The following is a 14,204-nucleotide window of genomic DNA, read 5'->3' as shown; positions in this document are numbered from 1 at the left end:
CCCGGTTTTTGATAAGTTAGTCTGCCTGCTTCTTGAGTGCATTTTCTGTTTTCATGATGGTATGTTCATATCTTGCGATTTTATCGTTCAAGCGTTCCAGTGTGTTCGTCATTTCTTCGATTTTGTCCCCCAGTCGATTGCGCTGTTCAATCAACAATCCCTTTCGCGTTTCAAGCGTGTCGTCGCCTTGTTGAAAAAGCGAAACATACTCGATCAGTACCTCGACCGGAAGCCCCGCGCTTTGACGCATGCATTTAACAAAATCAACCCATTTGATGTCTTCCTCCGAATAATCCCTGATACCATTTTTGTTCCGGTTTACTGGCGGAATCAACCCAATTCGCTCATAATAGCGCAGGGTATCCTGGGAAAGCCCGAACCTTTCGCTGATTTCTTTAATCGTCACCGTCATGTCTTGATTCACCTTCTCTGTTCAATACCGTTTCCTGAATAAGTCAGTTGTTAAAGCTATAAGGCGCCCACAACCCGGTGAGGTATGTACGGCTCTTCCAGGGAGGCCATCTCCTCCGGCGTGAGTTTGACCGTAAGCGCGGCTGCGGCATCCTCCAGGTGAGATATTTTGGTCGCGCCGACAATGGGCGCCGTGATCGGTTCTTTCTGCAGCAGCCAGGCGAGCGCAATTTGAACGCGCGGAATGCCCCGCTCATTCGCAATGCCTGCAAGCCGTTCCACAATGATCCGATCAGCATCCGCCGTGGCATCATACTTGGATTTCTGAACCATGTCCGTTTCGGAACGCTGCGTCGTCTCCGACCAGTCTCGCGTCAATCTTCCCGATGCTAGTGGGCTGTAGGGGATCACGCCGATTTTTTCGGATTGGCACAACGGCAGCATTTCGCGCTCTTCTTCGCGGTAAATGAGGTTGTAATGGTTCTGCATCGAAACGAACCGGGTCCAGCCATTCTTTTCAGCGGTATGCTGGGCCTTGAGAAACTGCCATGCATACATGGCTGAAGCTCCGATGTAGCGAACCTTTCCGGCTTTCACCACATCATGAAGGGCCTCCATCGTTTCTTCGATAGGCGTATCATAATCCCATCGATGAATCTGGTACAGATCGACATAATCGGTACCCAGCCGCTTGAGGCTCTTGTCGATTTCGCTCATGATTGCCTTCCGGGACAGCCCCATCCCATTGGGGCCCTCGTGCATACGGAAATGAACCTTTGTCGCCAGGACGATTTCGTCGCGATTCGCATATTCTTTCAAGGCGCGGCCGACAATTTCCTCGCTTGTACCGTCCGAGTAGACATTCGCCGTATCAAAGAAATTGATGCCAAGCTCCAATGCCTTTTTAATAATAGGACGGCTGCTCTCTTCATTTAACACCCATTGATGCACCCAGCGCTCTGCTACGCCAAATCCCATGCACCCAAGACAGATGCGGGAAACATCGAGACCGGTGTTCCCTAGTTTCACATACTCCATCATAATCCCTCCTTAGACTTAAGTTTATCACTTGGAGTTAACTCCAGGTCAATACGCAATAAACACTCATGATGTTCCGTTTGACGCTAACCTGCAAAAACAAAAACCCCGCGTTCATCACGGAGTTTTTGCTGCAGGATTATGTATTGCCAACTTATGAATCGCTTTGAACCGTGGATAACGAAACGAGGACTGGACCGGCAAAGTCCGAAGCTTCCTCGCTTTTTGGATTGTGGAGACGGAACAGAAATGCGTCACCCGTTTCAGACTTCTATACGATATAATCGATAATCCCTTTATCGCTTGAGGCTTGAAGGTATAGCTCGGCGGAGCCCAGCGGATGCTCGACGAGTTCTCCACTGTAATCGAGTTATTACCCAAGAAGTGGCAACGAAATCGGGTTCGCGTTAGAAAGAGATGGATTTTTCGTTTTTATCCTGACCTTGCCATAGCATAACCGGGATCAGAAGCAGAGCGAGTATGCTCCCGGCAAATGAAAGTGTGGCATAACTGGAATGAGCAACCACCATACCTGAAAGGGCCCCACCTGATGCCCCCGCGAGGGCAATCAATACGTCAACAGACCCTTGCACTTTCGCGCGGTTTGTTGAGGTTGTTGCATCTACGATCAATGCCGTTCCGCTGATCAAGCCAAAATTCCATCCCAACCCTAGAAGAGATAGGGCGACAATCAATACGGTCATGGAATCAGCCGGTGCCATGGCGGCAATGACCCCTGCAAGCAAAAGCGTAACTCCAGAAGCCATTGCCATTGCCTTACGTCCGATTTTATCGACCAGGATACCGGTTATCAAGGATGGAAGATACATCGATCCGATATGAAAACCAATGACAAGCCCCACTTCGCTTAGTCCATGACCATGATGTCTCATATGTACGGGCGTCATGGTCATAATAGCTACCATTATAATTTGCGTTAAGATCATAACCACAGCGCCGATTGCGATTCCACGCTTTCCTGATCCTGCAGTACCCATTTCTTTTGCAGAACCGGCATGCTCATCCCAATTTCCCTGCATGGCTATAGCATTCGCTACCAGCAAAGGATCGGGACGTAGAAAAATTAGCAAAACGATGCCTGCGAGAATATATGCCGCAGCTGCCAATAAAAAGGGGCCGGCCAAACTCGGTATCCCCACCGACAGGGCGAAATCGCCAGTGACATTGACTAAATTCGGGCCTGCTACTGCACCAAAGGTAGTGAATACCATGGCCGTACTGGCTGCGGTTGCTCGTTGCTTAGAGTTGGCCAGGTCCGTCCCGGCATAGCGTGCCTGCAAATTCGTTGCGGTGCCTGCACCATATATCAATAGTGAGATTAAGAGCAGAGTCAGGCTATTCAACACGGCTGCTAACACGACTCCAATCGCTCCTATGCCTCCCGCCAGAAAACCGAGTCCCAATCCCAAACTGCGTCCATATCGCTGGGAAAGACGGCCAACCAGCAAGGCCGCACCTGCTGAGCCTAACGTAAACAGTGCCGTTGGTATACCCGTAAAGTTGTCGGTTCCCAGCATATCCTGAGCCAAAAGCGCCCCTACGGTAATGCCTGCCGCAAGACCAGCGCCCCCGAAAATTTGTGAAACAACAACGATGTTCAGTGTCCGCCGGTACAATTTACGTTGTTTTTCGGGTGAATCCACATAGCCTTGCAGCGAAGCCGGCAGCTTCGTCATGTCTTTTTTCGAATACATTCAAATGACATCCTTCCGTAGAAATACGATATGAAGTTGCCCGTCTGATTACCTTGAATCGCGGCCGGTTCCACAGACCTTAAGCTCTCCAATTCGTCGTCGTATACCTTCATGATTGGGTGAATTGATAAATTGAAGGAAACTTGTTTCACGAAATGGCCTGCTCTTCGCTGTTTCGCTTATTCGTAAATGCTTCCCAGTCCTGAACCCTCTTGCTTAAGCGAGCCGCATCGATTCCTTTGGACTTTAGCATCTCGATGGCTTTGATAGACATTAAACAGTGAGGACCCCGGCAATAGGCTACGACTTTGGCCTTCGCAGGCAACGTATGTAGCTGTTCGGCCAGCTCTTCTATAGGTATCGAGATAGCGCCAGGAATATGAGCAGCTTCATATTCGTCCTTTGGACGAACATCGATCAGCGTTACTTCCCCTGCTTCCATGCGGCTCATGAGTTCTTCAAACGATACTTCTTCTATATCCGATAGCTGACCCAGGAATTCATTTTTAATATGCTGGACTTCAATAAGTCGTTTTTCAGATAAACCATACAGAGAATCTAAAAAGTGCAAGACTGCAGGATCAGCGATTTCATAAATAACGAAATTCCCTCGTTTCTTATAATCGACTAGTTTGGCATGATGGAGGGTCTGCAAGTGTTGAGAGACATTCGCTATAGACATGGATGTGATTTTCGATATAGCTTCTACGGATTTTGGTCCTTGTGTCAAAACATCCAGAATTTCTAAACGTTTTGGGCTGGAGAGGCATTTTCCAATTCGTGTATATTCCTTGTATAATTCGTCTTTAAGCTCTCTTTCGTTCATCGATTCAACCCCCCTGCAATAAACTATTCAATTGATATATTGAATAGTTTAAGTGGCATTCTGTCTTACGTCAATATTCTTTTGGCAAAGAAAACAGGCTGCCGGTTGAATGAACCAGCAGCCTGTTAACTTGGCGTGTATTCTTGTTTGGAAGAAAGAACTCCGCGGTTAGCGCAGCGTGTAATCCCCAATATGTAAAAACAACTAATCGTTTAATCCCTTTCCATTCAGGATATGCGTGATATATTTTTCAACCCTGGACTCTCGTGTTTTGGCTTGCTTGGGTGCGGAGAAATGCAGAATGTACGCTCTTTGCCGACCTGGCGTCAATGCTTCAAAAGCCTCTTTTAGGTTAGTCATTTCCTCGAACTTATTTTCCAGCTCTACAGGTATGGTGTAATCCGTATTCTTTTTAAAATTTACTTGCAGACCGGCTTTCTCCACTTCAATGGCTTCCGTAATATAGGCTCTCACGAGCAGTTGCATTTCATCTATATCTTGAGCATTGGTAAACCGAATCTGGCGTGCGGCCTGAACGTTCTCCGTTTGCTGGATCAGGATCCCATGGGGATCTTTTAATAATGCGCCTTTGTGAAACAGAAGCGCACAGTAATCCTTAAAACCGTGGATCAACACGATGTTTTTACCGTCGATCGTGTAACAAGGATGCATCCACTTAAAATCCTCGGTCAGCCCGCAGTCCAGCGCAATTTCTCTCAATAGCCCGAACTCTTCCTTCCACTTTTTAAGCTTATTAAAATACGGATCAATCTTTGTATTCCTTTCACCTTTTGTCATCAAGGTGCCTCCTCTGCTTTTGGGGGTTCTGGCTTGCTCGTTTGCGGTTCGATATATCGATCAGTACAATACGGATTCTAATGTACTGGCACAAGCCCCTTTGATCTAAGTAACTCTAATTTCACTAGAGGTATACTTTTTTCAAGTTCGCCATTTGTTACATCCAAGCCCTCACGATCGACAAACACAATAAAGTCTTCAGCAAGTATGAAGTTTTCGGACCAATTCGTTTCATTTAATGAATAGGCCACTTCCTGCCACAACTTCATACCTTCCTCCCACCAATCATCTGTATTATGCCAAAACATAATCAGATTTCTAAGTTTCTGAATTAGTTCTTGATCTGTAAGTTCTTGTTGGTACTTCACAGGATGCTCTCCCGAATTCCAGATGGTCTCATAGTCCTTTTTGTTATCCACTTGCTCATCTCGTATATTTTGCAAGCCAGGTTGGAAAATCGGCGAGTATACCGTATGAGCTTCATCATGTAGAAAGATGGCAAGAAAACAACAGCTTCTATCTACTAATACTCGGGACAAATTACCAATTATCTCTCTTAAAGCTGCTATTAGTCCTTTTTTAACTTCCTCTCGGAGAAGCGCCACCTCTTCAGCCAACATCATCACATAAATTACACCTTTTGTGCCATCTAATACTCGACTGAGAATGCCTTTCTCATCATACTCAAAATAGGTTCGGACTAGGTGATCAAAATAACCTGAATTACTTTCGTATTGAGGCTGATATACTTGGATCAACCGTTCACCCTCATATATGTAATCTTCGTACTGTAATTTATCATTCCGAGCAGAATATTCTATGCATCGCTTGATAAAACCATCGTATATCAAATATTCCTTTATAGAGTCCAATACTCCACGGACATATAATCTAGTGATGATTCGGTTTTCTTCGTAGACGGTATAAGCGTATCCATCAATTAATTCATCACAAGCTGAAATGCGAAGTCTATCATGATTATCGAATTCATAATAAGTGTCCGTCTCCTCTTCAGTAATTTCCCCTGGAACCGTACTTTGTCGCCCATACCAATACGGAGAAATATCATAACGTTTGCTTATGGTATATTCTCTCCTACAAATTGAAGACTCAGCCTCTTCTTTATAAAATTTATAATTATCTTGCGCTTCCTTACTTAATTTCAAATAATATTCTTTATCAACCATTTTGGGCTCCTTTTTACATTATGATTGACAAGCAATTCGACACAAAGCTAAATTTCACCTTTTTTGTCCTCTTGCCCTACAGTGATTATTCACAATCTTTTTTTGCTTGATTGTCATAACAAAAAAATAACCTTGGCCGACTTAAAGGCCAAGGTTATTGACATACGAGCAATTCGGAGACGATTCACGATGAGCGGAGGCTGCATCGTCCCTTCGGCTCCGATCGGTTTGGTTTTGAGTAAAGGGCTTGCGTTGCTCCCTTACCTATTTCTACTGCTCTCATCGTATTCTAGATGGTCTAATAGCCTGGTTAAAGAGCAAATTATGTTGTTTTCTCGTACAAATGCTCAGGCACTGCTTGCACGAACGGAGACCACTCGCCAGTCGCGTAAAGATACAGTCGGTGCATGGCCCGCGTACAGGCCGTATAAAGAAGCTTGCGTTCGTTTTCCCTGCCGTAGGCTTCTGACGAAGCATCATAGACCAAGACCGCATCGAACTCGATGCCCTTTGCGAGATATACGGGGACAACCATCACCCCGTTTTGATAGGTGACGGTCTCCTTCGTAATGAGCTGCAAGGCTTCGAATCCCTCCAACTGTAATGATTCCAATGCTTGTCGGCTCTCGGCCGCAGTCTTCGTAATGATGGCAATAGAGTCGATGCCGTCGGCTTTAAGTGCCGCGATGTCTTTAAGCAACTGCGCATCACGTCTCTCTCTGCCTTCAAACCTAGCAAGAACAGGCTTCGGTCCGCTCCTCTCAAAGGGTACGATGTCCGACTCATCGATAAGCAGTTCTTTCGTGAATTCCACGATCTCCCGTGTAGAACGATAACTGCGCACTAGACGAATCAAGCTTGTATCGGCTTCACCATAAAGCCGAAGCAGAGGCGAATCGTCCCCTTGCAGCTTTGTGGACTGCATGAAGATCGCCTGCCCGAAATCGCCGAGTACCGTCATGCGGGCACGAGGGAATAGTTTCTTGAGATACTCGTATTGAAACGGCGAGTAATCCTGTCCCTCATCGACGAAGACATGCCGAATCTCGGTGTTCGTCCGAACGCCTTCGATCAATTCTTTTAAATACAAATATGGAGTCGCATCCTCATAGAATAATTCGAGCCGATCCAGCTTTTCTTTGGTTTGCTTGCAGATTTCAGGCCACATAGCAGGGACATCGGATTCCTTCGTTTTTTCCCGATATGCAGCTACATCGCCGAATAATTGGACGTATAAGCCGTGGGCATCGATAAACGATAATTTCCTCACGGTTTGCCTCAGCGGTTTGAAACTCTTCTTCACGATCCGCTGGCTGAGCAATTCCTCTTCCCGTCCGGCGAAATCAAAGTCGCCTTCATCTCCCCGGCGTTTATTGCTTTTTATCTCGTTCACTACGGCGTAATGCTCGGCAATGTCAAAGACTTCCCGATCCTTGTGCAGCTCGCCGAACACTTCCGCATAGAGTTCTGTATCGAGGTAACTCAGCTCCTCGACTACCCAGGACGCCTTAAGCTCCTTGCGTTCCAGTAGCGATAGCTCCTTCAGCAGCCATTTCTGTAGCTGCTCGACCCGATTGGCCAAGCTCAAGGAAGGGTCGTAGCTGTAAAATTGGGTCCTCATTTGCTCCGCCGTAATCAGATCACGCTCCCGGAATCGAATGCCTTTGAATAGCATCCCTTCCCGGCCCAGCCACTGCGCATAATTCTGCAAGGCTTTCATGAAAGACTCCGATGCCTTGTATTGAATTCCCTGAAGACGTGTCTCGTAATTCGGGGTTGATTGTGCGGTCAGCACATATTCGATCTGATCAAAGGGATCCTCCAGTCGCAAGGATGGACCCAGCCAGTATTCGAGATATTCCTGCAGCGTCGTCTGCTGCATGTTCTCCTCGCCGAGCTCGGGAAGAACAGAGGATACATAGCTGTTAAAAATCGGGTTCGGCGAGAAAAGAACAATCTGGTCAGCCTTCAGCGAATCGCGGTTTTTGTACAGCAAGTACGCCACGCGCTGCAAGGCCGCAGAGGTCTTCCCGCTGCCGGCCGCGCCCTGTACGATCAGAAGCCGGCTGCGATCGTTTCGGATGATGGCGTTTTGCTCCCGCTGAATAGTGGATACGATGCTTTTCATCTGTGAATCTGCGCCCTTGGCTAGCATTTGCTGGAGCAGCTCGTCGCCGATCGTCAGGTTCGCATCAAACATATTTCGAATTTGACCATTGTGAATCTGATACTGCCGTTTCAGCTCCATCCTACCCGAAATCTGCCCCATCGGGGTGATGTATGAGGCCGCGCCTGGGGAGTGGTCGTAGTAAAGACTTGCGATAGGAGTACGCCAATCATACACCAGAAAGTTCATTCCATCTTCATCGATGAAAGATGATACGCCGATATAAATCTGCTCGCTCAGGTTCATGCCGTCTTCCAGAAAATCGACGCGCCCGAAGTAGGGAGAAGGCAGCAACTGATTGAAGTTCTTCCATTGCTGGGTCAGAAGCCGCTGCCGGCGTTCCCGTTCGGTTAATATCGCGGCCTGTTGTTTGATCGTATAGAATGTTTCTTCGAATTCTTCATCCGTGCTTGTGTTGACCGTTACTTCTTCCCAGAATCGTCTGCGTATCTCAGCAGCCTGATCGCTTAGCCCGGTAACCACAGGTTCCAACTCGCCAATCCTTGCTTTCAGCTTTTCCCTGACCTGTTCCAGCCGTTCTTGTTCTGTCTGCCATTCTTTTGCTTCCATGTTGTTCTGACACACTCCTTTTACCATTTTATGGGGATAAAAAAGAGCATTGACAAATCAGAGGTCACTGGTGTACAATCAAATTAGGAATAGTAATGATAATGCCAGTTAACTTGATTTTTTCAATAGCGCTATTGATTATAACATAGCGTATTTTTCATGTTCAATATTTTTTTATTGTCGCTTGGCTTATGGCCAAGCTTTTTTATTTCTCCATATGACGAACTTCTCCGCTCTCCCTCATAATTCCTTGTCCCTTCTCGTATCCACTTCTCACCAACGATCCATCCGTCCGTTTCATGGAGGAAATTTAATAGTACTTAACAAAAAAACAGCCGATTACGCGTCGGCTGCCTTCTTAATATGGATCTATCGGATTTCTTGCTGTTCATTCACTTGCCTGTGAATAAGTTACTATCATACCCGGTATACATATGAACAATGCGATTAGCCGGTTACGCGATTCACGATTTTCAGTACGGCATCCCTCGTTAATTTGCTTCCGCCAGCAGATATGAGATTTACTGTGGCATGAGCTAAGGATAATGGGATTTTGCAAAATTTCAATGCTGGACCATCCTTCAAATCGGCAATATATGAATCGGCAATTTGTAAATTTCGGCGTGTGTATTGCTGCATCTCCTTAAATCCCCAACCATCCGGATAGAAGTCGACGCCGCGATGAAGATCCTCTTCTCTATTGCGAAGGATATTTACCGCTTGCAGTCCTCTTCCGAAGGCAATTGCTTTGGTTGAATCAGACTGCGTCCCGTCATGCCAGAGCCAAAGCTCGGATAACATTTCTCCAACCATCCCAGCCACGCTATAAGTATATCTGTCCAAATCCTCTTCCGTGTGGATATTCCACCCGCTTTGAACCCACTGCGCCATATGTAACGACATCTTGGCGATGTAACGATATACGATCGGGGCGCCGGATGACGGACAAAGAAGCGCCCAGTCATCGATCTGCATCGTAACGTCCGGTAATATTTCTTGGTAAGGTGAGAGCAAATGTTGTGTTTGGGTTACCATCATATCCTCGGATTTGAATATATCATGAATGCCCAGCAGCAGTTTCACTTTCAATTCGTCCGTGAGTTCTTTATGATCCTCAATTTCGTCAATTGCCCTCATGCATAGATAGGCAGATGTAACAGCCTCCTTTAATCCCAGTTCCAAATAACTAATGGGTATATAAAAAGTCCGGCTCGTCTTCTTTAACATGATCATCGCTTCATTCAGGGTAACGTTACTAATGAGTATTCCCTCCAAGTATCAGGCTCAACTATATATTAATTATTACTATGATAACATACATAGATATGGTTAAAGCAAATTTGCTAACGTACATCGTTAAAACAAAAAAAGCCGCGGTTTCCACGGCTTTCTATGCATGTATAATCTTATCCTATTAAACACGGCGAACTTAGCAGCTTAGCGGATTCCGTTCTTCTTGTCTTGTTATGCAAATAGCTCCAGGCCAAGAAAGAGCAGCAAACCGCTAACACTTGCATAAGCACTGAGGAAATGTTGTTTGGTATCCTTCATATAGCGTCTTTCTACAAGGGAACGGAACGCATGCAGAATAGCAACAACAAGAATAATATCCTGATGAGCCCATACTCTCCATTCCAATACATATCTCATAACGAAAATGGCAATGAGGGCAGCGACTACAAGGATGAGCTCTCCAATTAAATGAAATCGATTGATATGCTTATACAGCAGTCCGTCTGACGAGGATACCTTCAGCTTTTTTTTGATCCAAACATACCCGCAAATGAAGATGATTACATACAATATGATTGTCATGAGGAACATTCTTGAGGTCCCCCTTTCAAAAAGTAGCAGTCATTATCAGCTTAACATCTTCATGATAGGTTTTCCACAATTACATGATTATGGAATAAGTTTGATTTGTAATGCTGAACACCAGATGTCAAAAAAAACCGGCCATGATCCTGGCCGGTTCTTCCGCATGAAAATGTTAAAGCTTAGGTTTGTTGTGCAAGATGTCCGTGATCCGGCGCTTTTTGATTCATGATCGGCACCATGACCAGTGAGCCAAGAAGAAATAATAGTCCTGCCCCGCTATAGATCGTGCTCAGTGAGAAGGCATCCTTTAACGCGCCGGCGAAAGACATCGAAATGACCATCATGCCAACGAACATCGGATTCAAAACCCCGTTCACCCGTCCGACGATGGAAGCATTGGACCATTTCAGAATCATCGTGCTGATCCCGATATGAATGCAAGGGAACACGAGTCCATTTAGAAATTGAACGGTCAGTGTCAGCGGAATGCTCGTCGAATACCCGACAATTGTCGTGCAGACGGCGCCTGACAGCATGCCTATGGCAAGAAGTAATTGCGGCGGTACCCGCTTCGCAAAGACGGCTACGATCCCGCCGCCGATCAGCATGGCTGCACCATTCACCATCAGCAGATATTGCAGGAACTCCTCGCTCCTGCCCAGCCGCTCGGTTACGATAAACAGGTTGAGGGCTTGAGCTACGCCAACCGCAAGTCCCGCGAGAACAAACGCGAGTCCAAGCATTCGCAGCACCTGGCTTTGCCACACATAGCGGAAGCCCTCAACGAAATCTCTACGGAACTGGCCTTTAGCCGCGATGGTCTGCGGCTTCATATTATCCTCCGGCAGACGAACAAGGACGAGTGCGGACAGCAGAAATACCGCGCCCATGATCGCAATCGATGTTTCAAGGCCGAACGTGCTGTAAACGAAGGTGCCAAGCATAGGGCCGAGCACCATGAAGATGGCCATCAACGATTGGAATAAAGCCATCCCTTGCTGCAGTTGTTCTTCTGCCACATGATACTTAAACAAACGCATGCTTGACGGCTGCGAGAATTGTGAAAGGATAGCCGAGATAAACGCAACGAGGTAGACGGAATGCCAAGAACCGTAATGTATGGTCAGAAGGACAACGAATACCGATACCGCGGATAACAAGTCGCACCAGATCATTGTTCGCTTAGGCCGCCAGCGGTCGGCAAATGTACCTCCGATGAACGAAAAAACAAAAATAGGAGCGAATTCTGCTACGCTGATTAACGAAATCGCATATGGATCATTATTCGTTCGATCCGCAACGTACAGGAGAATAGCAAAATTACGAACCCAGATCCCGATCTGCAGGAGCACGCTAGATAATAAAATCGTCTGCAGGAACCGATTGCGAAGCAGGCTTGGTGCTTGGGTGCTTTTATCGTGCCTAGTCAATCTTTTCTACCTCCAATTTGTCAATGAAAATGCATTTCTTGTGTAATGGAATGACTCTCCTTTCATGATCTAATTATACGGACCGCATCATCGTTCACCTCCTACTTAAGACTGAATTTTTACTTATGTAGTTCCGCTAAATTAAGTTCAATTACAGCTTTTTTTATACCCATTCTCTCCCTTGTACCCGTTCGGAATCGGGAATTATAATGATGGTACCACGCCAGCTCGTTGAATAAACTCCGTAAGCTTGCTTGCATCAATCGGCAGCTTCGGTGAATGGATGCCAACGAAATCCAGAATCTGAAACGGTGTGTATTGAATAAACCAACTGTTGACTTTTATAAAAATTCACCCTAGGAGGCGTTGAGCGTATGTTTGAAATTACCACCGAACTTGTACGCCGGTTAATCCATAGTCAATTCCCCCAATGGAAGGATTTAACTATCAACCCAGTGGAAAAAAGCGGACACGATAATCGCACCTATCGGCTGGGTAACGATATGACCGTTCGTCTGCCAAGTCACGAACGCTACGCTTCAGCTGTCGAGAAAGAGCTGACATGGCTCCCTGTCTTCAAACCCCATTTGTCCTTGCCCATTCCGGCTCCGGTTGCAAAAGGAGAGCCAACGGAAGAGTATCCTCTTCCATGGTCGATCAATCGCTGGATTGAAGGCGAAACCGTAACGCATGCCAACATTTCGGATGTTAACGAATTTGCCGAAGACCTCGCTGCATTTTTGAAGGAGCTGGAGGCGATCGACGCAAGCGGCGGCGTACCGGCGGGCACCCAAAATTTTCATCGCGGAGGAAACCTTGCCGTCTACGACAATGAGACCAGATCCATCATCGAAACGCTTTCCGACGAATACGATCAAGTGCTTTTAACGGAAATTTGGGAACTCTCCCTTACGACAAAATATCAATCCGCACCGATGTGGCTGCACGGCGATGTGGCGGTAGGCAATCTGCTCGTAAAGGATGGACGGCTGTGCGGCGTTATCGACTTCGGGACGATGGGTGTCGGCGATCCTTCAAGCGACCTCGTGATGGCATGGAACTTTTTTGACGACGACAGTCGCCGGATTTTCCTAAACCGCATGAATTTTGATGATAACACCGTTCATCGCGCACGAGGATGGGCCTTGTGGAAAGCACTCATCACCTTCGCTTGGAACGAGCATGGCTCCGAAGCCTCGAATTGGGGGAAGCACGTGATGGATGTCATTATCCGAGACTATAAAAAGCACGGTTTATGATGATGTTTTCAACTCATACAGCTGCGAAACCGTCCTGTCGAGCCGATCTTTAATGAGAATCGCTTCCGCATATCGGGCTGGTATGCCTTCATACCCGTAGTAAATACCCGCCAGCCCGCCGGCGATGGCGCCGATCGTATCGGAATCATTCCCTAAATTGGCCGCCTTCTGTACGACTCCTGCAAAATCTGATGTGTTGAGCAAAATATGCAGTACCCAGCGGAAGGTATGCACCACAAAACCGCTTGCCGGACAATCGGGCTCGGCTTCAATCAAGTGTTCGTATTCGCTTCCCGCCACCTCGGCCATGACGGCAGCCCTTAAGTTTTCACCCTGCAAAAGGCGCCACGCGATTCGGTTGTACATGAGGCAGGCATCGGCGCACCTTGGATCGTAATGCGTCATCCTCGACTGCAGAATCGTCACTCGTTCCATGTCCGCCGGATCCTTATAGGCCAGTGCCGCCGGCAGGCAGCGCATGAGGGATCCATTCCCCCCGCTTTGCCCCATATCCATATGCGCAACAAAAGCCGCTTCGAGCCAATCCCCTTCGTAGGTTTGAAAAACATGACGGATGATATTCCCGATGTCTTTGGGACGCGATTGATACCATTCCATAAAGAAACGCCCGATCGCTTCCATCGGCTCTGCAGGATTCTCGATAATGCCTGCCGCGACGCAAAGCGTCATCATCGTATCGTCGGTCACTTCTCCCGGTTCCAGATTCCAGACCCCGCCGCCGATGATTTCCGTCAAATAACCGTACTGTGCTTCGATCTCCCGCGTACTCATAAACTCTGTCGTCCCGCCCAAAGCGTCGCCCACGGCCACCCCGTATAGTCCGCCCTTGATGCGATCGAAATATTTGTTGTCCATGCAAACACCTCACATTCTGTCCGTGTAAAACCACTCGCAGCATTATATCAAAGTTATAGAGGCGGATGTCATCCCACACAAGCGATACTCTGTAAAAAGCAGTAAACCC

At 47.0% G+C, this 14,204-nt stretch carries 12 protein-coding genes; 1 reads left to right on the top strand and 11 read right to left on the bottom strand.

The genetic code is table 11. The features are described 5' to 3' along the window. Window positions 1–16 precede the first annotated feature (16 nt). From JNUCC32_RS08395 to JNUCC32_RS08350, 10 genes are all read right to left on the bottom strand, one after another. Window positions 17–412 carry a MerR family transcriptional regulator gene (locus JNUCC32_RS08395; RefSeq protein ID WP_213578864.1) on the bottom strand — a complete coding sequence of 132 codons (396 nt, stop codon included), beginning with the start codon at window positions 410–412 and terminating at the stop codon, window positions 17–19. Between the two features lie 56 nt (window positions 413–468). After that, on the bottom strand, window positions 469–1,449 hold the full coding sequence (locus JNUCC32_RS08390) for an aldo/keto reductase (protein ID WP_192572622.1): 981 nt from the start codon (window positions 1,447–1,449) through the stop codon (window positions 469–471). 407 nt (window positions 1,450–1,856) lie between these two features. Next, window positions 1,857–3,164, bottom strand: coding sequence for an MFS transporter (locus JNUCC32_RS08385; protein ID WP_192571645.1), 1,308 nt, complete (start codon window positions 3,162–3,164; stop codon window positions 1,857–1,859). Window positions 3,165–3,312: 148 nt separating this feature from the next. Next, on the bottom strand, window positions 3,313–3,990 hold the full coding sequence (locus JNUCC32_RS08380; RefSeq protein WP_192571644.1) for an ArsR/SmtB family transcription factor: 678 nt from the start codon (window positions 3,988–3,990) through the stop codon (window positions 3,313–3,315). Window positions 3,991–4,194: 204 nt separating this feature from the next. Further along, a complete protein-coding gene (locus JNUCC32_RS08375; protein ID WP_192571643.1) occupies window positions 4,195–4,788 on the bottom strand; it encodes a YdeI/OmpD-associated family protein in 594 nt (197 codons plus the stop codon). 77 nt (window positions 4,789–4,865) lie between these two features. Further along, entirely contained in the window at window positions 4,866–5,975 is a 1,110-nt protein-coding gene (locus JNUCC32_RS08370) for a hypothetical protein (protein WP_192571642.1), read from the bottom strand. 322 nt (window positions 5,976–6,297) lie between these two features. After that, window positions 6,298–8,712, bottom strand: coding sequence for an RNA polymerase recycling motor HelD (gene helD, locus JNUCC32_RS08365; RefSeq protein ID WP_192571641.1), 2,415 nt, complete (start codon window positions 8,710–8,712; stop codon window positions 6,298–6,300). Window positions 8,713–9,159: 447 nt separating this feature from the next. Next, window positions 9,160–9,945 (bottom strand): squalene/phytoene synthase family protein, encoded by a 786-nt coding sequence (locus JNUCC32_RS08360; RefSeq protein ID WP_228468986.1) that lies wholly within the window; start codon window positions 9,943–9,945, stop codon window positions 9,160–9,162. Window positions 9,946–10,176: 231 nt separating this feature from the next. Beyond that, window positions 10,177–10,536: a DUF4181 domain-containing protein gene (locus tag JNUCC32_RS08355; protein ID WP_192571640.1), complete on the bottom strand. Its 360-nt coding sequence runs from the start codon at window positions 10,534–10,536 to the stop codon at window positions 10,177–10,179. Between the two features lie 173 nt (window positions 10,537–10,709). Continuing rightward, on the bottom strand, window positions 10,710–11,960 hold the full coding sequence (locus JNUCC32_RS08350; protein WP_192571639.1) for an MFS transporter: 1,251 nt from the start codon (window positions 11,958–11,960) through the stop codon (window positions 10,710–10,712). Window positions 11,961–12,334: 374 nt separating this feature from the next. On the opposite strand from JNUCC32_RS08350, the gene JNUCC32_RS08345 reads away from it, so the two are divergent. After that, window positions 12,335–13,219: an aminoglycoside phosphotransferase family protein gene (locus JNUCC32_RS08345; RefSeq protein WP_192571638.1), complete on the top strand. Its 885-nt coding sequence runs from the start codon at window positions 12,335–12,337 to the stop codon at window positions 13,217–13,219. Here JNUCC32_RS08345 and JNUCC32_RS08340 read toward each other — a convergent pair. Further along, window positions 13,214–14,095, bottom strand: coding sequence for an ADP-ribosylglycohydrolase family protein (locus tag JNUCC32_RS08340; protein ID WP_192571637.1), 882 nt, complete (start codon window positions 14,093–14,095; stop codon window positions 13,214–13,216). The genes JNUCC32_RS08345 and JNUCC32_RS08340 overlap by 6 nt on opposite strands. Between the last annotated feature and the right edge of the window lie 109 nt (window positions 14,096–14,204).

Source organism: Paenibacillus sp. JNUCC32 (genome assembly GCF_014863545.1).
GTDB classification, from domain to species: domain Bacteria; phylum Bacillota; class Bacilli; order Paenibacillales; family Paenibacillaceae; genus Paenibacillus_AQ; species Paenibacillus_AQ lautus_A.
The sequence above is the reverse complement of the archived record's forward strand: the minus strand, read 5'-3'. Positions and strand labels throughout refer to the sequence as shown.